Consider the following 20,890-nt stretch of genomic DNA (forward strand, 5'->3'; position numbering starts at 1 on the left):
GATGGCAAAGCCGCCATCCAGACTCTCGGGTTTCAATCCCCGAGGGTCTGGATGGCGGCTTTTTTCTTTTCTGGAGTAACGGGGATGGACTTTCAGGACGGGATCGACCCGGTCACGCAGGATGAGGGCAATGTCCTGCCGCCCGTGGGGCAAGCACGGGAACATCTGGTCGTCATCGGCAACGGCATGGCCGGCTGCCGCGCGGTCGAGGAATTGCTGGCCCGCGATGCAGGGCGCTATCGCGTCACCATCTTCGGCGCCGAACCCTATGTGAACTATAACCGCATCATGCTTTCGCCGGTGCTGGCCGGCGAAAAGACGTTCGAGCAGATCGTCATCAACGACGCCGCCTGGTATGCCGACAATGGCATCGAACTGATCGCCGGCGATCCGGTAAAGGCCATCGATCGCGCCACGAAGACCGTTTCCAGCCAGTCGGGCCGCACCATCGGCTATGACAAGCTGCTGATCGCGACCGGCTCCGATCCGTTCATCATTCCCGTGCCCGGCAAGGATCTGCCCGGCGTCATCAGCTTCCGTGACATGAAGGATGTCGACTCCATGCTCGCCGCTGCTGCGGATGGCGGCAGCGCGGTGGTGATCGGCGGCGGCCTGCTCGGCCTCGAAGCCGCCCATGGCCTGACCCTGCGCGGCATGAAGGTGACCGTCATCCACCTGATGGACACGCTGATGGAGCGGCAGCTGGACGAGGCGGCCGGCTGGCTGCTCAAGACCGCGCTCGAAGGACGTGGCCAGACCATCCTGACCGGCGCCAATACCGAAGCCATTTATGGCGACGGCAAGGTCGAGGGCGTTCGCCTGAAGGACGGCCGCGAGATCCCGGCCAGCCTGGTGGTGATGGCGGTCGGCATCCGCCCCGCGACCGCGCTGGCCCGCGACGCCGGCCTGGCCGTCAATCGCGGCATCCAGGTCGACGATCATATGGTCACCAGCGATCCCGATGTGCTGGCGGTCGGCGAATGCGTCGAACATGACGGCAATGTCTATGGCCTGGTCGCGCCGCTGTGGGACATGTGCCGGAGTCTCGCCGACGGCCTGACCGACCAGCATAGTGGCTACAAGGGCTCGGTCACCTCGACCAAGCTCAAGGTCGCGGGGCTGGACGTCTTTTCCGCCGGGGACTTTTCCGGCGGCGAGGGGTGTGAGGATATCGTCCTGCGCGACGCCTCGCGCGGCGTCTACAAGCGGGTCATCGTCAAGGACGACAAGCTGATCGGCGCGGTCCTCTATGGCGATACCGTCGATGGCGGCTGGTATTTCGACTTGCTCAAGCGCGAGGAAAATGTCGCCGACATGCGCGACATGCTGATCTTCGGCCAGGCCTTCGCCTCGGGAGGGGGCGCGCTGGACCCTAAGGCGGCCGTTGCGGCGCTCTCGGACGATGCCGAGATTTGCGGCTGCAACGGCGTAGCCAAGGGCCAGGTCGTATCCTGCATCGCCAAGGGCGCGCACAGCCTGGATGCGGTCCGCGCGACCTGCAAGGCGTCGGCCAGCTGCGGTAGCTGCACCGGCCTGGTCGAAACCCTGCTCGCGCTGACGCTGGGCGACGATGTCCAGTCGGGGCCGAAGACGATGTGCAAATGCACCAGCTTCACCCATGATGATGTCCGTCGCGAAATCGTGGCACAGGACATGCGCTCGATTCCGGAAGTCATGCAGAAATTGAACTGGTCGACGCCGGAGGGCTGCTCCTCCTGCCGCCCCGCGCTCAACTATTATCTGCTCTGCGCGCTGCCGGGCGACTATCAGGACGACCAGCGCAGCCGTTTCGTCAACGAACGGATGCACGCCAATATCCAGAAGGACGGCACCTATTCGGTCGTGCCGCGCATGTGGGGCGGGCTGACCAACCCCAGGGAACTGCGCGCGATCGCCGATGTGGTCGAAAAATATAACGCCCCGATGGTCAAGGTGACCGGCGGCCAGCGGCTGGATATTTTCGGCATCAGGAAGGAAGACCTGCCCGCCGTCTGGGCCGATCTCAATGCTGCCGGCATGGTGTCGGGCCATGCCTATGGCAAGTCGCTGCGCACGGTGAAGACCTGCGTGGGGTCGGAATGGTGCCGGTTCGGCACGCAGGATTCGACCGGGCTGGGCGTCAAGTTGGAGCATATGACCTGGGGATCGTGGATGCCCCACAAGTTCAAGATCGCGGCGTCCGGCTGCCCCCGCAACTGCGCGGAGGCGACGATCAAGGATTTCGGCGTGGTCTGCGTCGACAGCGGCTATGAACTGCATGTCGGCGGCAATGGCGGCATCCATGTCCGCGCCACCGACCTGCTCTGCAAGGTCGCGACCGAGCAGGAGGCGATGGATTATTGCGCCGCCTTCATCCAGCTTTATCGTGAGGAAGCCCGCTATCTGGAGCGCACCGCGCCCTGGATCGAGCGCGTCGGCGTCGATTATGTGAAGAGCCGCATCGTCGCGGATGATGTCGGCCGCGAAGCACTGCGCGCCCGCTTCCTCTTCTCCCAGCAGTTCATGCAGGACGATCCTTGGGCGCGTCGCGCCGCCGGCGAGGACGCCGAACTGCACCAGCATCTCGCCGAAGTCCGCCCCATGGAGACGCTCGCATGATCCCGAACACCCAAGTTGGCACCTGGCTGGATATCGGCCCCGTCGACCAGATCTCGCCGGGCAATGCCCGCACCCTGCCGGTGCGCGGCGGCGAGGAAATCGCCATCTTCCACACGCAGGACAACCAGTTCTACGCGCTGGTCAACAAATGCCCGCACAAGCAGGGGCCGCTGAGCCAGGGCATCGTCCATGGATCGGTCGTTGCCTGCCCGCTGCACAATTGGAACATCTCGCTCAAGACCGGCAAGGCGCTGGGCAGCGATGAAGGCTGCGTGCCCACCATCCCGCTCAAGGTCGAGGCGGGCCGCATCTTCCTGCTGCGCGAGGCAGTCATTCCCGTGCCCAGCGCGGCAAAGGCGGCCTGATGGCACAGGCGATCCGCACCACCTGCGCCTATTGCGGCGTCGGCTGCGGCATCGCCGCCACGCCGACCGGGCCGCGCTCGGTGATCATCAAGGGGGACGAGGCGCATCCGGCCAATGGTGGGCGCCTCTGTTCCAAGGGCACGCATCTTGGTGAGACGGTGGCGCTGACCGGCCGCCTGCTCCACCCGATGATCGGCAAGCGCCGCGCCAATTGGGACAAGGCGCTGGATCTGGTCGCGAAGAAATTTCGCGAGACGATCGAGCGCCATGGCCCGGACAGCGTGGCCTTCTATGTCTCGGGCCAGTTGCTGACCGAGGATTATTATGTCGCCAACAAGCTGATGAAGGGTTTCATCGGCTCGGCGAACATCGACACCAACAGCCGCCTGTGCATGTCGAGTGCGGTCGCCGGCCATAATCGCGCCTTTGGCGAAGATATCGTGCCGGCCAGCTATGATGATCTGGAGCAGGCCGACCTCATCCTCCTCGTCGGCTCCAACACCGCCTGGTGCCATCCGATCGTCTATCAGCGTATCCAGGCTGCCCGCGCAGCGCGCGGCACGAAGCTGGTCGTGATCGACCCGCGCCGCACAGAAACCTGCGAGGGCGCGGACCTTCATCTGCCGATCCGGCCCGGCAGCGACGTCGCGCTGATGACCGGGCTGCTCGCCTGGTGCGACGCACAGGGCGTGACTGATCCGACCTATCTGGCCGATCATGTGAACGCGCCCGACGGATTCTGGGATCATGTCCGCACCGGCCATGACCTGTGGACGACGGCCCAGGCCTGCGACCTCGACCCGGCGCTGCTGAAGGCCTTTTTCGAGCTGTTCGCGGCGATCCCGCGCACCGTCACCCTGTTCAGCCAGGGCATCAACCAGTCGATCCGCGGCACCGATCAGGTCAATGCGATCATCAATGTCCATCTCGCCACCGGTCGCATCGGCAAGCCGGGCGCGGCGCCCTTTTCCATCACCGGCCAGCCCAATGCGATGGGCGGGCGTGAGGTTGGCGGTCTCGCCTCGACGCTCGCCGCGCATATGGACTTCGCGCCGGAAAATGTCGCCCGCGTCGGCCGCTTCTGGGCCGCGCCACAGATGGCGACCAAGCCGGGGCTGAAGGCCGTCGACCTGTTCCGCGCGATCGATGAAGGCCGGATCAAGGCCCTCTGGATCATGGCGACCAATCCCGCCGTCTCGCTGCCCGATGCCGGCCGGGTGCGTGACGCGCTGGAGGCGATCCCCTTCCTGGTCGTGTCGGACATCATCGCCGACACTGACAGCTCTACCCATGCCCATGTCCGCCTGCCGGCCGCCGGCTGGGGCGAAAAGGACGGCACGGTCACCAATTCGGACCGCACCATCAGCCGCCAGCGCCCGTTCATGGCATTGCCGGGCGAGGCCCGGCCCGACTGGTGGATCATCACCCAGGTCGCCCGCCGCATGGGCTGGAAAAACGCCTTTGCCTATGATCGGCCGGCTGACATCTGGCGCGAACATGCGCGTCTGACCGCCTATCAGAATGAGGGGCAGCGGCTGCTCAACCTGCGTGCGCAGGCGGCGATCGGCAACGATGCCTATGACGCGATGGACAGTTTCCGCTGGGGTGGGGTGCCCTTTGCCGATGGGCATTTCCCCACTCCGGACGGTAAAGCGCGGTTGGTGCTGACGAGGCAGATGGATTTGCAGGGGCCGCTGCGCGACTGGCCGCTGACGCTCAACACCGGTCGCTATCGCGATCAATGGCATACGATGACCCGCACGGGTCTGGCGCCCAAGCTGGCGCGTCATCGCGAGGAGCCGCTGGTCGAAATCCACCCGCAGGATGCCGATGCGCTGGGCCTGGCCGATCGCGATCTGGCGCGGGTGTCGACCGCGCAGGGCAACAGCATCTTCCGCGTCAGCATCAGCGACGGGCAGCGGCCGGGCGAAATCTTCACCCCGATCCACTGGACCGACCAGATATCGAGCGGCGGGCGTACCGGCCTGCTACCGCGTCCGCTGGTCGATCCGCATTCCGGCCAGCCCGGCTTCAAGTCGACCCCGGCCGCGGTCGAGAAGATCTCGACCCAATGGCAGGGCTTCCTGATCCTGCGCGGGCAGGAGCCAGTGAATCTGCCCTGCCTCTGGGCAACGCGGGTCGCGGTGCCGGGCGGGGCGCTCTATGAACTGGCCGGCAATGGCGATGCCGCCCGACTGGAAGCCTGCCTGCCCAGGGGCGAGCGGGTCGAGGCGATCGATCATGTGCGCGGCAGTCGCCGGGTCGCGATCATCCAGGACGGCCGGCTGGCCGGCGTCCTGTTCGTCACCCGCACCGGCCTGTTGCCCTCGCGCGACTGGCTGATCGGCCAGTTGGCGGCCGACGATGTCGGCGCAACCGTGCTGGCCGCCCGCGGGCCGGGCAGCCAGCCGGACAAGGGCGCCACCATCTGCGTCTGTTTCGATATCGGCCTCAACCAGATCGTCGCAGCGATCCGCGATCAGAAGCTGGTCGACGTGCCTGCGATCGGCAAGGCGCTGGGCGCGGGCACCAATTGCGGTTCCTGCCGCCCCGCCATCGCCAATATCCTGGCCCAGACCTCTCAGGAGACATTGCATGCAGCCGAATGACCTCATCGCGCCGGGCGACGTCTGGCTGGTCGGTGCCGGGCCGGGCGATCCCGACCTGCTGACGCGCAAGGCCGAAAGGCTGATCTGCGCGGCGGACATCATCTTCTGCGACGCGCTGGTGGGGCCGGAGATATTGGACCTCATTCCCGATCATGCGGAACGGGTCAGCGTCGGCAAGCGGTCGGGCCGCCATTCGAAGGATCAGCAGACGATCGACGAGATGCTGGTGGAGGCGGCGCTGGCGGGCAAGCGGGTGGTTCGGCTGAAGGGCGGCGACCCGGCGATGTTCGCCCGTTCGACCGAGGAAATGACGGCGCTGCGCGCGGTCGGCGTTCGCGTTCGGATCTGCCCCGGCATCACGGCGGCCAGCGCCGTGGCGGCGTCGGCGGGCATTTCCCTGTCGCTGCGTGGGATTGCGCGTCGGGTCCAGTTCGTGACGGCGCATAGCCGCCGGGGTCAGGCGCTGGATCTGGATTGGGATGCCCTGGCCGATCCGGCCTGCACCCTGGCCGTCTATATGGGACGCGAGGCCGCCCCGGAACTCAGTCGCGCGCTGATCGCTGCGGGCCTGCCGGGCGCGACCCCGGCGCTCATCACCTGCGATGCTTCGCTGCCGCAGGAACAGCAGTTGCGCACGCGCCTCGATCTCCTGCCGCTGGTGACGCAGGCTTTTGCCGATGATCGCCCGACCCTGATCCTGATCGGAGAGGCGGTGGCTCAGGCCGACATGGCCATGGCTGGCGGAACGGACGATGTCCGCCGATCAACGGCATCGCGCTGAAGCCGTAACAGCGACGCCGTATATCCAACTGATAATATTCGGAAGTTGGTCGGGGAGACAGGATTCGAACCTGCGACATCCTGCTCCCAAAGCAGGCGCGCTACCAGACTGCGCTACTCCCCGACGGGCTTAAAACCGCCATTTTCCTAGGTTTTCTGCCGTTTTTCACAAACCGGCTTCTTCCCTAGATCACCCCAGTTTGGACCATTCGGGACAGGGAAAAACCCAAAATCCCCAGAATTTCCCCAGAGTAATTCTGGGGGGTCTGCCCCGCAATGAACCCACCGAATCAGCGGGTTCGCGGTCTATAGCGAGGCATGGAGGCCTCGTCTCGCGAAAAGATTCTGGGGAAAATCTGGGGATTGGATTGCCCAGAGACAAAAAAGCCCCCGTTACCGGGGGCTTCCGTTCGTTCGCAGCGATCGGTTGATCAGGATGCGACCAGTTCCATCGCAGCCAAAATGTCGCCGTGGAAAGCGTGGGCGTATCGGGCCGTCTGCGCGATGTCGGTGTGCGCCAGCAGGTTCTGGGCGATCTTGAGATTTCCTGTTTTGCGAATGATCCGCGTAGCGGCCGAGTGGCGCAGGTCGTGGAATTTGAAATCTTCGATCCCCGCATTCTTGAGGGCGGTCGCCCAATCTCGACGCCAGCCATCGCGCGAGAATTCGTAGCGCTGCCCTTTCACGCGAGGCGCGTTTCCCTGCTTGGCGGGTGCTGATCGGCGGCAGGTATATGTGAAAACGGCATCGGTTCCGGCCACAGGCGGGAAGGCGTCGAGAATTTCGCACGCGCGGGCAGTCAGGGGGAAAGTGTGCGGCCGAGGCGCCTCCCCCTTTGTCTTGAGAAGGATCGTCGCGCGGTTGGCCTGGCGGTCCACCATCGACCGGCGAAGCGACATGATGGAACTCTTGCGCTGTCCTGCGATCAAGGCGAATTCGACGACCAGGCAAAGCTCGGGGCTGATGGCCGAAAGGGCTTCCATCAACCGCGTCTCTTCGTCAGCCGTCAGGTCGCGGATGCGTTCGACTTCCGCCCCCCTGTCGATCGCTTTGGCCCACTTGGGCTGTTCGCCACATTCGAAGCCCAAATCGTCGAGGTGGCGCCAGACCCGGCGCAACAGTTCAATTTCACGGTTGATCGTCGCCCCCGCGAGAACGCGCTTGGACTCGGCCTGACGGTTCCGGCGATAGTCCAGCAGCAAGGCGTGATCGATATCGTGCAAATGGGTATTGGGCGGCATGATGGCGACCAGCGAAGCCATCTGCGCCAGGTAGGTGTCGGCTGCCTTTTGCTGCGCGGCCTTGTCTTCGTAGTATCGATCACAGGCGGTCTGGAGGCTAACCGGACCCTTTGTCATCTTTTTGCCAGCCGCACGCGCAGCCAGTTCCTCTTTCAGCGACAGGCGGCGCGCAGCTACGAAGTCCGCCGCATCGCCCGCTTTTCGACAGCGAGTTGAACCGCGCTCTTTGTGACCGGCGATGATGATTTCGTATTGCCAGAACGGGCTTCCCGGAGCGGCGAAGCAGTTTTTCGGGCGTTTGCCTTCTGGCTTTGCTGTTGCGGACATTGGGTGGTCTTTCTTGTCTGATCGGTCAGGTAGGCGGCGACGGCCTCGCGCGTGATCCTGGTCATGCTGTGGACCCGGATCACGGCAAGTTCGCCGCTGGCGATGATGCGTCGCACCGTCTTGGCGCTGACGCGGAGATATGTGGCGAATTCCTCGACGGTCATGATGTCGGGGATGGAGGGAATGGACATTGGAAATAGTAATGTGCGAGACGTGGTTCTCCCCTCGAAGCCTCTGGTTGTCCAATCTGGGGACAAATACAGACGAGGCATAATCGAGGACCGAGCGTCAACTCGGCGAATGAAATTTTTGTCTCGAACAGGTTCCTAACAGTTGATGTCCTGATCTACCGTTAGTGGCGTGAAACGTCGATATTTTTGATTTATCGACGGATCGGAATTTTCCGGCTATCGTCGTCGCGCCCCGTCATTCCGGCCGTATCTGGCCAGCCGTTACCCGCGCTGTCGTCGTCGGAAATTCCACCTCCAGCGATCCATCTGGGTAGGTCGCAACGATCGCGCCGACGGTTCCGGCCGGGACGGTTCGCCTGACGGTCCCGTTCGGGGTGACCCAATCTTCCACGACGGGTTCGACCAGGACGACGACATCGAGGTCGGCGTAATCGGTCACAGGTCGTCCAGGGTGACCTCGATCCCCTGTCCAGCGTCGAGGCGTGCGGCGGCAGCTTCGAAGGAGCATCGTTCGCCGGGATCGTTGGCGAGCAAGTTCATATCTGAATCGTCGGTGACATCGACGCAGATTGAATCCAGCCATTCACCGAATTCTTCGCGCGTCATAGTTCGGCGCTCGGTGATGACCAAATCGGTCGATCGATCGCGGGCAAGGATACGCTTGATCCGCGCGATTTGAGCGCGACGGGCGGCAGCTATATCATGGGTCATCGTTCACCCCCAACGCAGCCGAAACAGCGCCGCGTCCGCATCGTCGGCAAAGACGATTTCGGCAGACAGCTTGATAGCCAGGCGGCCATCAATCTGCATCATTCGACCGCCCGCGTTTTTGATGCGCCACGCGGAGACGTTATCGTCGAGCCAGTTGGTCAATTCATCGTCGAGATTGACCCAGGCGGGAAAATCCACCGGGTAGGTCGGCGAGCGATGGCCCCAAATCGAGTGGCCGAACCGTGGTGTGATCGTGATTGACGATCCAGTCATCGTTCAGCCCCACACCATCCGCATCGTCGGTTGGTCGATCACGATCATCCGGCGCCGTCCTCGATTTCGAACAGTTCTCCTATCGTGACCGACAGCGCGATCATAATAGCGGCCAGGCATGCTTCGGCTTCCGCACGCTCGGCACGAAGGCGGTCGATGCGGCTGCGATCCGTCCTCGCTCTATCAGTTGGTCGATTGGGGTGTGGTCGAAACCGATCCGCTACCCGACGCGATCCCGCGCACCCTGTCCCTCGATCTTGGTCTGGTCACCCGCGCAGAGACTTGCCAGCGTATCGCGAAGCAATGGCTGCTCCGCGAGGCCAAGACGCCTGGCGTGTTCAGCGCGACCTTTGGTCCGAAAGCGTTCAGAGTCCAGGTCGGCTCGCTGATCACCATGTCGCTTCCCGAACGCGGTTGGAACCGGAAACTGTTCCGCGTGATCGAGCAGGTCGAGACCCACGATCTTCTCTTCACGATGGCGCTTCGCGAAGAGTCCAGCGAAGTCTATGCCTGGGACCGCGAAGAAAAACCGCTGCCCGCGACGATCCGCCCCGACGGCTATAATCCGCGCGACACGATCGCGCCGGAAAACCTGGTCGTCAGCAGTTCGGTCATTGAAGGCGCAGGCGGTCAGCAAGTCAGCGAAGTCGAGGTCACCTGGACCCCGGCACCGTCCGCGCGCATCGTCGGTATCCAGATCGAATCGAGACCGACAGGCGCCATCGCTTGGACCGAGCAGGCGGCTATCCACGATCCCGTCAGCGGTGTTTTCCGCTTTGGCAGCAATGTCGGCGGCGTCGATCTCGCGGTTCGTGCGCGATATCGCATGGGGACCGGCGTTTACAGCGAGTGGGTTGGCGCGGATGTCGTGTCGGCTGCGATCGAGATCGTCGATGGCCAGGCGCGCGAAAACGCCACCACCGCAATCGACACCGCGCAGCAGGCCCAGGAAACCGCGAATTCGGCCGTCAGCCAGACTTCTGTCCTGACCCAGCAGCTTGACCAGCTTGATGCCGATGTCGCGACGGCGAAGTCAACGGCGGCCGACCTCCAGGCCACTTATGGCAACACCGCGACCTCGAAAGCGAACGCAGACGCTTCGGCCCAGCACGCTTCGAACGCCCAGGCGGCTGACCAGAATTCTCAGGCGGCGCTCGGTCTGACCCAGCAAGCGCGCGACGCCGCCGCCGACATCCTGAACCAGACCGGTGCGATCCGCGACGAAGTCATTATCGCCCGCACTGACGCGCAGACCGCGAACAGCCAGGCGAAGGGCTATCGTGACCAGACCAGCGAAGCCGCGAACACGGCAGAAGGGGCAGCAGCGCGGGCGGCGGAATCAGAACGCCTGACCTCCATCGCCCGCGATCAAACCGGCCAAATGGTCGCGGCGGCGGCCCAGCACGAAAGTAACACGGCGAGTTATGCAGCCGAGGGCCAGCGAAGCGCGGCGGCTTCTGAAAAGAGCCGATTGAATGCCATTTCGCACGCTGCCGACAACATCGTCGGTAAGCCCTCTTTCGATTCGACTGGCGACCGGGGAGCATGGGCCGGAACGATTTTCGTCGGGAATGATCCGCGTGTCGGTTTTGCGGTCATGTGGCAGCGCGGTCGTGACGCCTACGAGGGCGATCAGATCGCTGGCAACTGGTCAAACCGTCGCCTTCGGATCACGGGAAACGGCGCGGCGTGGGGGCCATATCCCTCGAACGCTGGCGTTCAGGTTTTGCGGTCAAATGGCGAATATACCTGGCAGACTATTCTGGCACGCCCTGCTGGGGCTGACTACGGTGATTTCTCTGGCGAAGTGGTGATCCAGCCAGACGCCGTATCACTACGGCCATTCTTGCAGTCCGATGGTCCGTTCAGCGCTACGGACCATAATTGCGCGTGGAAAACGCTCCGCATCGAGGACATCACCAACCAGCGTAGCGCCGAAAATGCTGCTGCTGCCTCGGCGGAGAGCCAGCGTCAGGTCGCAGCGATACAGACGGATGTTTCCCAGAAATCCTCGGCAATTGAACAAGATCGTATCCGCACGGAAACAGCGAGAGGGCAGGCTGAAAGTTTTCGCAATCAGGCCGCCACCAGCGAGCAGAATGTCAGCGGGATGGTCCAGACCGTCACCGGTCAGACACAACTTAGCGCGCAACATGTCGGTCAGACCGGAGCGGACGTTTCTGCAACGGCGGCCAATGTGGCCTTGGCGCAGACGAAGGCGACCGAAGCCGGGAACGCGGCTAATGCAGCCAACAGCACGGAAGTTCGTGTGTCTTTGCTCGGTCGTGACGCCGCCTCGCGGGCAGGCGGCAATCTGGTCGGTCGTGCCAGTTTCGACGCCAGCAATGATCGTGGCCTCTGGCGCGATTTCTGCTCTTCGTCGTTAGACCCGCGCGTTGGCTTCCACGTCCTTTGGCAAACTGACCGCGACATCACAGAAGGCGATTTTCTACCGGGTGCTTGGGCCAACCGGGTCATGCGCGTGTCGGGCAACGGAGCGGCGTGGGGACCATATCAGACTATCGCTGGCCTCCATGTCCTGCTGGACAACGGTTCGTCCACGTTCGTCGGATCAACCGCACGACAACCCGGCCAAGATTATGGTGATTTCAGCTTCGCGATCACGCTCCCGGCCAACGCGAGAGCGGTTCGTCCATGGCTGGCCAGTGATGGTCCATGGGGTTCGGCCAATCACAACTGCGCGTGGAAAACGCTTCGGATTGAAGACGTAACCAGCGAAAAGCGGTCTAGCGATTTCGCCGATGCGGCTTCGAGCAGCTATTCGGGTGCGCAATACGAGGCGGGACAGTCCTGGCAGCACTCGCAAGCCGCAAGCGGCTTCAAGGATCAGGCGCAGGCCGCAAACGGCAGTGCTTGGGCAGCCGCAGATTCCGCCCAAGGGTCGGCCGCGATCACAACCGAAAAGGCCGCCGCCGCTGCGCAAAGTGCTAACCTTGCCGCGACCTTCAGCACGGGCGGCGGCAATCTCGCCCCAAACACCAGTTTTTCGGTCGATGCGTCGGGGTGGGCCGCTTACGCGCCGGACGCATTCGGCTTGGCGTGGGGGCGCGACGACGGCGGTGATGCATGGCGTCCTACCAGCGAACACACGCTGTCAATCCGGCAGTCTGGCAATAATCAGTCGATTTGGGGCCAGTGGCACAATGCAGAACGTTACGCTGTGCAGGGCAACACGCTTTATGAATGGTCGATCTACGCAGCCGCGCACCGGTGCAATGTCGAACTAAAAATCGAATGGTATGACGCGAATGGCGCGTTCATCTCAACCTCTTGGGGTGGCTCTCGCACGATAAAAACAGGCGGTAGCGCCATCGGTGCGTGGGATCGCCTATGGGTAAAAGCAGCTTCGCCGCCCAACGCGGCGCAAGCCCATTCCGTATTCATGAAATACGCGACGTATCCGGGCGATGGCGACAGCGTGGCCTGGATGTGTCGGCCGCAATGGCGGCCTACATATGCGGAAGCGCCAGCGCCCACCGTGTATAGCATCGGGTCGGGTGACGCGCTTGCGGTCTCGATGAAGGCCAGCATCAGCCAGAATTCCACCGCGATTGCGACTGCAAATAGCAGCCTGGCAAGCCTCGCAACCGTTGTTCAGAGTGGATCGCCAAACCTTCTGGAGATCGGCGGATTTTCTTCTGGGATGTCGGGCTGGTGGGCGTCCAACAGCGGATGGAGGGCCGGTATTTCGGGGGGCTGGGGTCAGTGCTGCTGGAACCAGCAGGACTTTGCTTCTGGCGGATATTCGTATCTCGAATCCGGCAATGTCAGCGTGTGGGGCGGGCAGGCTTACACTGTGTCCGCCGACAATATCTGTCAGATCAACAGCGGTGTCGGCTACTCGTATGTCGAATTGAACTGGTATGATGGTGCGAACAACTGGATCAGCCAATCGAGCGGGCCTGCTTACAGCAGTTGGCACGATTTCACGGACGATGCCTTCGGCCGAAAAGCGCTCAAACACACGGCGTTCGCGCCGGGCAACGCTGCATTCGTGCGTGTTCGCTTGGTCACGTTCAAAGCGTCTGGGACAATCGGCAACGTAGGCTGGCGTCAGGTTAAGCTGGAACCCGGCCAGCATATGACCGCCTATTCGAACGAAGCGGCGGTGACGATGATTTCGGAAACCGTCACGAGCGTCGATGGTAAGGCCAATCAGGCGCTTGCGCGCTGGGGCGTCCAGATGGATGTCAACGGATACGTGTCCGGTGTCGAGATGGCGTCGAATGGCCAGACCAGTGACTTCACCGTGTCGGCCGACCGTTTTCGCATCTTGAAGCCGGGTGGTGGCGCGCGGATGGAGTTCATCAACGGTCGTATGATCGCGACCGATGGATCGTCGTGGATGTCGGTCTACGGTCAGCCCTTCGGCGCTGGTAACCGGTTCGTCGAGTGGACCGGCCCATATTTCGCTGATCTCAACCAGTGCAGCGAGGCGAACGCAAAGAAATATGTTCGTGTTAACGGAGACGTATTTTTCGGCGGCACGCTACTAGCTGGTTCGATCCGCAACAGCCAGCAGACCAGCAGTCTTGCCAATAATGCCTCGGTTTCGACCGGCACGTTCGGTTCGAACGGTGGCATGATCGTCGCGAACGCCTCCTGGACATACAGCTACACCAGCGAGCAGACCTATGCGGCGACGACGCAGGGGCGAAACGCGTTCGACGCCGATTTGGACTCGTTCGGGCGGCAGTATCTACAGGCGAGCGGCGGCGATAGCTGGACAGGGTCGAAGTCGATCGGCCTAGGCGGTAATGGTGTCGTGCTGAACCTTCGTCGAAATGGTGCGCTGGTCGCCAGCCAGGCCGGTGGGACCGGGCTTCTGTCGCTGGAAGGCGTTCGTCCGATGCCTGGTGATAGCGGCGGCCGGATAACCTGGACCTACAGCTATGCGGCGTCGCTGACCTATACCGATCCCGAACATAACACCGCGTCGCGCACATACAGCGCCGACATCACGCGAAATCTGGGATCGGGGGCGAACGTGACGCAGCGCGTCGGGGTCAGCACTGTCGAATGATAAATACCGACATGGAAATCACAGCAGAAACGACCCTTCGCGAGGTCAACGCATTTTCGATCGCCACGCTTGAAGCGCTGATCGCCGACATCGACGCCCTTCGTTCGGCCGCCCAGAGCGCGACGTTGGAGCAGGACTATCCGACCGCCCAGGTGGTCGGCCAAGCCATGTCCAGCATCGCAGGCGTTCGCATGCAGCTTGAGACGCGCCGGGTCACCCTGGAGAATAAACGTCGAGAATGGGACGGTGAAGAGCCGGTGTCGGCCGCTGGCACCTTCACGCCGACGCTCCCGGTGACGCCCGCATGATCGACCGTCTGAAAAGTGTCTGCGGGAAGATCGGCGCCGCAGCGATTTGGCTGTGGCACCTGCCGCCTGTTCGATCCGTTATCGCAACGAACATCATCCGCATCGCCGGTGGTGGCGCGATTGGTTCGATCATCGTCGCTATTGCGGACGGCCTTGCGAACGGTGGATGACACCAGCCTGATCCTTGGGCGGCTGGAAGGGAAAGTGGATAGCATCCAAGCCACCCTTTCCGCCATCGTCCAGCGCCAGGACGCGCACGAAAGTCGGCTGTCTTCTGTCGAAGGTGCTGTCCGCACGATCGAGGCCGACCGTGCGGCCATGATACCTGGCTATCGTGTAGTAGAGGCCGATCTAGCCGACCTCAAGACGTGGCGCACCACGGTTGAAGGCAAGGCGCGAGGATGGATCGAAGCGGGTAGCTTCATGAAAATCGCTGTCGGGATCGCGATCGGTATCGCTGGATACTTTGGCTTTCAGATCGCGATGACCCCGGTTTCGTCGCAGCTTCCCCTTATGCCAGTGGCCGCCTCTCGATAAGCGCGCGCATCTGGTCGCCATCAGGATGCCCGCTAAATAAGCGTTATGTGACCCTTTCGAGCCGTCCTGGCTCACCTATGCCCGCAGCCAGATCGGCGTCCGCGAGATCGTCGGCCCCAAGCATTCCTCCACCATTATGGGCTGGATCAAGGCGCTTGGCCCCAAAATTCTCGGCATCGCCGTCGATAATGACGAAACCGCTTGGTGCGGCACCTTCGCCGCGCACGTCGTATCCCACGCTGGTTTCCAGCCGCCCCGGATCGCCGTTCGTGCGTCGTCGTGGGACGCTTTCGGCGAACCGGTCGAAAAGGCCTTCCTCGGCGCCATCGTCCGGTTCCAGCGTCCTGGCGGCGGTCACGTCGGCTTTTTGACCGGGGTCTCCGCTGACGGTCGGCTGTTCCGCGTCCTCGGCGGAAATCAGTCCAACAGCGTTAACGAAACCTGGATCGAACGTGGCCGGTGCGTTTCGATGCGATGGCCGACCGGGGCGCCAAAGGCGATTGCGCTGGCGCCGGTGCTGAATTCGGCCGGGGCGAAGGTTTCGAAGAATGAAGCCTGACGCCCCTCGCTACCGGTCGAAATTCGAAGCCCGTTGCGCCGCGCTCGTCCCGGCCGAATTCGCGCACGAAGCGATCAAGCTCCCGTATCAGATCGCCCACACCTATCTGCCCGATTTCGTCGATGTCGAAGGTCGGCGGATAATCGAGGCGAAGGGTCGTTTTCTCGCACAGGACCGAAGAAAGGTTCTTGCCGTTCGCGACCAGCATCCCGATTGGACGATCGAGATGTGGTTCCAGAACCCCCGGCTCAAGATCAGCCCTGGCAGTTCGACCACATATGCGGCTTGGTGCGACCGTAATGGGATCGCCTGGCGCCAGGGGCCAGCCTGACGCGGGTGTTAGAGCAGGCTGTAAAGGCCTGCGGCCGACGATCCGATCATCATGGCGGCCAGGAAGATCGCCTGGACTTTGAGGACTAGCGACGATCGATCGCGATCATATTAGTGATGATTCAAACGTTCGCCTTCAAAAAAAATACCCCGCCAAAGTCGGCGGGGCATAGTCAAGCCAGAGAGGAGACCGACAAACGTTTTCTGCTCGCGTCGGTTCCGCGTCTAGCGCAGCCCCACCAGGGCGACGACGGCATATGCGCAAAGCACTGCCAGCGCGAGGATTGTATCGGCGATCGATCGCGTTCGGTTAGTGGCATCGGTGTCGGGGCGGCGCAATGCTTGTCTCTCCAGGTGTGCGGGTCGGGATGAAACGACCGTTCTCGTCGATGGTTGCGCGCTAGATGATCAGGATGACGATCGCGCTGATAGCCGCGACCAGGATCGTCGCAGCCAGGACGAACGCCTCGATATCCGACTGATCGTCGCCGCTTCGACTTTGGTCGCCATCGTCGTGATGATCGTCCATCCGTTCTCTCCCTGCGTCGAAGCGATAGCATCGATCCGTGCAGCGGTCGCCATGGAAATGGTCGAGAGGGATCAATGCGCTGGGGCGGATCGGTGCTGATCGCCTCGACGAACATCATCCCGCCCAGGGCGACGGCTTCAATGGTCAGGACGGATGGCGGTCACGTTTCATCAGGCATCAGCCTTCGGATGATCATTTCATCCATAACCGCCTGATGCTCGTAGGAGAGGTTCTCTCGGTCGGTGACCGCAGTCCAAGCCTTCATCAGTTCGTCGTCTGACATATCGGCCGCAACCGCAGCGGCCTTCAAGTGGTCTTCCATCCGCGCCTCCGATCATTACGCAGGCGGCAAATAAAATCGATCGGTCAAGATTTTTCAACCGCCTCCAGTTTGCGCTGGGTTAGAAAATCTCGCTGATCACGACCCTATGCAGCACCGCAGCGGGTATCAGTCGATCAACCTGACGATCATCAGCAGCGCAAGGACGGCAGCTTCAATGGTCAGCACGATGTCGGGGCTGCTGCGCATCAGGCGTCAATGTTCATGGGACACGTCCTCCGTCCGGGGACAGCGTATCACATGTCTGGTGATATAGGCGCGATTAAACCCGGTGCGGGCAACTCTGAGAATTTCCCCAGAATTTCCCCAGAATTTTGGAAGGTGTGTCGGGAAACCTTAGGAAATCCGCCGTTTTTTGGTGGCCGATCCTGCTCCCAAAGCAGGCGCGCTACCAGACTGCGCTACTCCCCGATGCACGCGCGCCTTAGCGTTCGAGCGCCGCCGGCGTCAATGCCCGAAAATCATGTCGAGCCACATATATTGCGCGGACAAACAAAAAGGGCGGACCATATAGGCCCGCCCTTCGAAATCTCGCCGTGGCAGAGATTAGTGCGCGTTCGCAACGTTCTCGGCAACGTTAGCGGCGTTAGCAGCTTCGTTGGCGGCGTTGGCGGCGTTGTCAGCAGCGTTGGCGGCGTTCTCGACAACGTTCTCGACGACGGCGTTCGAAGCGTTCGCGGTTTCGTTGGCCGGCTTCTCACCGCAAGCGGCGAGGGCCATCAGGCTGGCCGAAGCGAAAACAACAGCGATCTTCTTCATTGTGTACGGCTCCCATAGCATTATGCCGCGTCTGGCACGTTACAAATGTGACCCTACGCGAGCGACCCGCATTAACGTGTGCGCTGCACAAATCAATGCTTTTCTGACGTCGGTGAAGCGGCAGAATCACGCGACGGGGCGTTCTCTACTATAAAAGTTCAGTTAATGCCCAATGTTTCTGTCGCATTCGCAGCAATGTTCAGCGTGACCGCCCAGGCGGCGACATTCTGGCGCAGCTGCGCCGGATCGATCTTGTCCAGCGTGTCGTCAGGCGTGTGGTGAATGTCGAAATAGCGCGTGCCATCCTGCTGCAGGTCGATCACCGGAATGCCTGCTTCCACCAGCGGTTCGATGTCCGATCCGCCATGCGCCTTGTCACGGCTCGGCACGATGCCCAGCGGCGCCAGCCCCTGTGCGATCCGGGCCGAAAGCGCTTCATGACCGGCGGGCAGGGTGAAGTCGACCTTCCACACCTTGTCGGCGCCAAAGTCCGATTCCAGCACCAGGGCATGCGGCTCCTTGCCATGGGAGGCATAATAAGCGCGGCCGCCATTGCCGCCGACTTCCTCGGCGCCGGCGAACAGGACGCGGATCGTGCGACGCGGCGCGCCGACCTTGGCGACCTGCAACGCGGCGGCAGCCACGATGCCACAGCCCGACGCATCGTCGATCGCGCCGGTGCCCTGGTCCCAGCTGTCGAGGTGGCAGGCAGCGACGATGACGCCGGCCTTGGGATCGCTGCCGGGGATTTCGGCGATGACATTGCCCGACGGCTGGTCCTTGGCGGTCTTCGAAACGGCGGTCAGGTGGACGCGGACTGGCTGGCCGCGCGACACCACGCGCGCCATCTGTTCGGCATCGGGTACGCTGACGGCGACGGCCGGGATCGGCGTCACGCCATCGGCCCACATCTGCACGCCGGTATGGGCGATGCGGTGATGATCGGTGCCGATCGACTTCACCAGGATCGCGATCGCGCCCTTCCTGGCGGCGATGCTGGGGCCCTGGCGGCGGGCGGCACCATAATAGCCATAGCCCGACCCGTCCTGGGCGGCGACCATGTCATGGCTGACGAACACGATCTTGCCCTTTACCGCGCTGTCCGGCGCGGCCTGCAGGTCGGCGATGGTCGGGAAATAGGCGATTTCGCCCTCGATCCCCTGTGCCGGGGTCGATCCGCTGTTGCCCAGTGCCGCGATGACCAGCTTCTGCGGGAAAGGGGCGATGATCGCCGCCTCGTCATGGACGCGTTCCCACAGCGGCATCTTATAAGGTTCGATGCGGACGTTGGCGAAGCCCAATGCCTTGAGCTTGGCGGCGGCCCATTCGCGCCCGCGTGCTTCCTGCGGCGTGGCGGCCGGGCGCGGACCGACTTCGGTCGTCAGCCCTTCGGTGATGTCCCAGGCGACATCATCCTTCAGGGCGGCTTCGCGAATCGCGGCGTCGCTGGCCGGGGCGGCCTGGACCAGAGCGGGGGTGAGGATGCTGCCAAGGAGCAGGGCGGCGAGCGGGCCCGATCGGATTTTCTGCATGGCTGAAGGCTTACTCAGACATACCCCATTTGCCAATGGCTTCCGCCTTCGCTAATTCGGCGCAAATTTTCCTGTCCATACCCTTTGGAGCTGCGCGAACCCATGTCCGCCTCATCGCAATATGCCTATGTCATGAAGAACATGACAAAGACCTTCCCCGGCGCGCCCAAGCCGGTGTTGAACAACATCAATCTGCAATTCTATCGCGGGTCCAAGATCGGCATCGTCGGCCCGAACGGCGCCGGTAAATCGACCCTGATCAAGATCATGGCCGGGATCGACACGGACATCAGCGGCGAAGCCTGGCCGGGTGAGAATGTGACCGTCGGCTATCTGCCGCAGGAGCCCCAGCTCGACCCGACCAAGAATGTGCTGGAAAACGTCAAGGACGGCGCCCGCGAAATGGCGGACAAGCTGGACCGCTTCAACGAGATCAGCATGATCATGGCCGATCCGCCGGAAGATGTCGATTTCGACGCGCTGATGGAGGAAATGGGCACGCTGCAGGAGCAGATCGACGCCGCCGATGGCTGGACGCTCGACAACCAGCTCGAAATCGCGATGGAAGCGCTGCGCTGCCCGCCGTCGGACTGGTCGGTGGAAAGCCTGTCGGGCGGTGAAAAGCGCCGCATCGCGCTGACCCGCCTGCTGATCCAGAAGCCCGACATCCTGCTGCTCGACGAACCGACCAACCATCTTGACGCCGAAAGCGTCACCTGGCTGGAAAATCACCTCAAGGAATATGCCGGGTCGGTGCTGATGATCACCCACGACCGCTACTTCCTCGACAATGTCGTCGGCTGGATCCTGGAGCTCGATCGCGGGAAATATTTCCCCTATGAAGGCAACTACTCCACCTATCTGGAGAAGAAGGCCAAGCGCCTGGAGCAGGAAGACCGCGAGGCCACCGGCCGCCAGAAGGCGATCAATGACGAGCTGGAGTGGATCCGTCAGGGACCCAAGGGGCGCCAGACCAAGTCCAAGGCGCGTATCGCCAAGTTCGAGCAGCTGGTCGCATCCCAGGAAAATCGCGCGCCCGGCAAGGCGCAGATCGTCATCCAGGTGCCTGAGCGTCTGGGCGGCAAGGTGATCGAGGCCAAGGGCATTTCCAAGGCCTATGGCGACAAGCTGCTGTTCGAGGATCTGTCCTTCATGCTGCCGCCCGGCGGCATCGTCGGCGTCATCGGTCCGAACGGCGCGGGCAAGTCGACCCTGTTCCGTCTGATCACCGGTCAGGAAACCCCCGATTCGGGCGAGATCGACATCGGCTCGACCGTGCGCCTGGGCTATGTCGACCAGAGCCGCGACCATCTCGACGCGTCGAAGAATGTCTGGGAAGAAGTCTCGGACGGTCTCGATTATGTCAAGGTCAACGGCCATGACATGTCGACTCGTGCCTATGTCGGCGCCTTCAACTTCAAGGGCCAGGACCAGCAGAAGAATGTCGGCAAGCTGTCGGGTGGTGAGCGCAACCGCGTCCACATCGCCAAGATGCTGAAGCGCGGCGGCAACGTGCTGCTGCTCGACGAACCGACCAACGACCTTGACGTCGAAACGCTGGCGGCACTGGAAGAGGCGATCGAGAATTTCGCCGGTTGCGCCGTGGTGATCAGCCATGACCGCTTCTTCCTTGACCGTCTCGCCACCCACATTCTCGCCTTCGAGGGCGACAGCCATGTCGAATGGTTCGAGGGCAATTTCGAGGCTTATGAGGAAGACAAGCGCCGTCGCCTGGGCGATGCCGCCGATCGTCCGACGCGCCTCGCCTATAAGAAGCTGACGCGCTGACCGGATCGGGAGGCTGACGACAACCTCCCTCGAAAATACCGTTGAAACAACGGCTTGAAACGCCCGGTG

Annotated in this window: 18 protein-coding genes, 1 tRNA gene and 2 pseudogenes; 11 read left to right on the top strand and 10 right to left on the bottom strand. The window is 62.5% G+C overall.

Annotated elements, in window-relative coordinates; translation table 11 throughout:
• The first annotated feature begins 84 nt into the window (after positions 1 to 84).
• From nirB to cobA, 4 genes are read left to right on the top strand one after another with little or no spacing between them, the layout of a single operon-like run.
• Positions 85 to 2,598 (top strand): nitrite reductase large subunit NirB, encoded by a 2,514-nt coding sequence (nirB, locus tag HH800_RS07560; protein WP_169860694.1) that lies wholly within the window; start codon positions 85 to 87, stop codon positions 2,596 to 2,598.
• Positions 2,595 to 2,963 (top strand): nitrite reductase small subunit NirD, encoded by a 369-nt coding sequence (gene nirD / locus HH800_RS07565; protein ID WP_004212514.1) that lies wholly within the window; start codon positions 2,595 to 2,597, stop codon positions 2,961 to 2,963. The genes nirB and nirD overlap by 4 nt, the downstream gene beginning before the upstream one ends.
• Positions 2,963 to 5,572: a nitrate reductase gene (locus HH800_RS07570; RefSeq protein WP_037518144.1), complete on the top strand. Its 2,610-nt coding sequence runs from the start codon at positions 2,963 to 2,965 to the stop codon at positions 5,570 to 5,572. The genes nirD and HH800_RS07570 overlap by 1 nt, the downstream gene beginning before the upstream one ends.
• Positions 5,559 to 6,353, top strand: a complete 795-nt coding sequence (cobA, locus tag HH800_RS07575) for a uroporphyrinogen-III C-methyltransferase (protein ID WP_169860695.1) — start codon at positions 5,559 to 5,561, stop codon at positions 6,351 to 6,353. The genes HH800_RS07570 and cobA overlap by 14 nt, the downstream gene beginning before the upstream one ends.
• Positions 6,354 to 6,399: 46 nt before the next feature.
• Here cobA and HH800_RS07580 read toward each other — a convergent pair.
• The 6 genes and pseudogenes from HH800_RS07580 to HH800_RS07600 all read right to left on the bottom strand — a co-directional run bounded on the left by HH800_RS07580 (position 6,400) and on the right by HH800_RS07600 (position 9,095).
• Positions 6,400 to 6,476 (bottom strand) — tRNA-Pro (locus HH800_RS07580).
• A gap of 307 nt (positions 6,477 to 6,783) precedes the next feature.
• Positions 6,784 to 7,920 (bottom strand): site-specific integrase, encoded by a 1,137-nt coding sequence (locus tag HH800_RS07585; RefSeq protein ID WP_169860696.1) that lies wholly within the window; start codon positions 7,918 to 7,920, stop codon positions 6,784 to 6,786.
• A 29-nt stretch (positions 7,921 to 7,949) separates the two neighbouring features.
• Positions 7,950 to 8,192 (bottom strand): annotated as a pseudogene (locus tag HH800_RS29580) (helix-turn-helix domain-containing protein); the annotation flags it as partial.
• Positions 8,193 to 8,346: 154 nt separating this feature from the next.
• A complete protein-coding gene (locus HH800_RS07590) occupies positions 8,347 to 8,550 on the bottom strand; it encodes a hypothetical protein (RefSeq protein WP_169860697.1) in 204 nt (67 codons plus the stop codon).
• Entirely contained in the window at positions 8,547 to 8,717 is a 171-nt protein-coding gene (locus HH800_RS07595; RefSeq protein WP_169860698.1) for a hypothetical protein, read from the bottom strand. Before HH800_RS07595 ends, HH800_RS07590 begins: the two co-directional genes overlap by 4 nt.
• 108 nt (positions 8,718 to 8,825) lie before the next feature.
• Positions 8,826 to 9,095, bottom strand: coding sequence for a hypothetical protein (locus HH800_RS07600; RefSeq protein WP_169860699.1), 270 nt, complete (start codon positions 9,093 to 9,095; stop codon positions 8,826 to 8,828).
• 118 nt (positions 9,096 to 9,213) lie between these two features.
• Between HH800_RS07600 and HH800_RS07605 the strand changes: the two genes are divergently transcribed.
• The 6 genes and pseudogenes from HH800_RS07605 (at position 9,214) to HH800_RS07630 (ending at position 15,874) form a co-directional block, all read left to right on the top strand.
• The gene (locus HH800_RS07605; protein ID WP_169860700.1) at positions 9,214 to 14,139 is read left to right on the top strand and encodes a hypothetical protein; all 4,926 of its coding nucleotides are present in this window, start codon (positions 9,214 to 9,216) and stop codon (positions 14,137 to 14,139) included.
• A gap of 11 nt (positions 14,140 to 14,150) precedes the next feature.
• Positions 14,151 to 14,447, top strand: coding sequence for a hypothetical protein (locus HH800_RS07610; RefSeq protein ID WP_169860701.1), 297 nt, complete (start codon positions 14,151 to 14,153; stop codon positions 14,445 to 14,447).
• Entirely contained in the window at positions 14,444 to 14,617 is a 174-nt protein-coding gene (locus HH800_RS07615) for a hypothetical protein (protein ID WP_169860702.1), read from the top strand. Before HH800_RS07610 ends, HH800_RS07615 begins: the two co-directional genes overlap by 4 nt.
• Entirely contained in the window at positions 14,610 to 14,984 is a 375-nt protein-coding gene (locus HH800_RS07620) for a hypothetical protein (protein ID WP_169860703.1), read from the top strand. The genes HH800_RS07615 and HH800_RS07620 overlap by 8 nt, the downstream gene beginning before the upstream one ends.
• A 76-nt stretch (positions 14,985 to 15,060) precedes the next feature.
• A pseudogene (locus HH800_RS07625) lies at positions 15,061 to 15,543 on the top strand (TIGR02594 family protein); the annotation flags it as partial.
• Positions 15,533 to 15,874, top strand: a complete 342-nt coding sequence (locus HH800_RS07630; RefSeq protein ID WP_169860704.1) for an endodeoxyribonuclease — start codon at positions 15,533 to 15,535, stop codon at positions 15,872 to 15,874. The pseudogene HH800_RS07625 and the gene HH800_RS07630, both read left to right, overlap by 11 nt.
• Before the next feature lie 399 nt (positions 15,875 to 16,273).
• Here HH800_RS07630 and HH800_RS29340 read toward each other — a convergent pair whose 3' ends face one another.
• The 4 genes from HH800_RS29340 to HH800_RS07645 form a co-directional block, all read right to left on the bottom strand.
• A complete protein-coding gene (locus HH800_RS29340) occupies positions 16,274 to 16,402 on the bottom strand; it encodes a hypothetical protein (protein ID WP_268932917.1) in 129 nt (42 codons plus the stop codon).
• Positions 16,403 to 16,562: 160 nt separating this feature from the next.
• Positions 16,563 to 16,724, bottom strand: coding sequence for a hypothetical protein (locus tag HH800_RS07635; RefSeq protein WP_169860705.1), 162 nt, complete (start codon positions 16,722 to 16,724; stop codon positions 16,563 to 16,565).
• A 564-nt stretch (positions 16,725 to 17,288) separates the two neighbouring features.
• Positions 17,289 to 17,501 (bottom strand): hypothetical protein, encoded by a 213-nt coding sequence (locus HH800_RS07640; RefSeq protein WP_004212530.1) that lies wholly within the window; start codon positions 17,499 to 17,501, stop codon positions 17,289 to 17,291.
• A 158-nt stretch (positions 17,502 to 17,659) separates the two neighbouring features.
• The gene (locus tag HH800_RS07645) at positions 17,660 to 19,033 is read right to left on the bottom strand and encodes a M20/M25/M40 family metallo-hydrolase (protein WP_169860706.1); all 1,374 of its coding nucleotides are present in this window, start codon (positions 19,031 to 19,033) and stop codon (positions 17,660 to 17,662) included.
• A gap of 102 nt (positions 19,034 to 19,135) precedes the next feature.
• Between HH800_RS07645 and ettA the strand changes: the two genes are divergently transcribed.
• Positions 19,136 to 20,821, top strand: a complete 1,686-nt coding sequence (gene ettA, locus HH800_RS07650; protein ID WP_004212532.1) for an energy-dependent translational throttle protein EttA — start codon at positions 19,136 to 19,138, stop codon at positions 20,819 to 20,821.
• Positions 20,822 to 20,890: the final 69 nt, after the last annotated feature.

Origin of the sequence: Sphingobium yanoikuyae (genome assembly GCF_013001025.1) — a bacterium.
GTDB classification, from domain to species: Bacteria; Pseudomonadota; Alphaproteobacteria; order Sphingomonadales; family Sphingomonadaceae; genus Sphingobium; species Sphingobium yanoikuyae_A.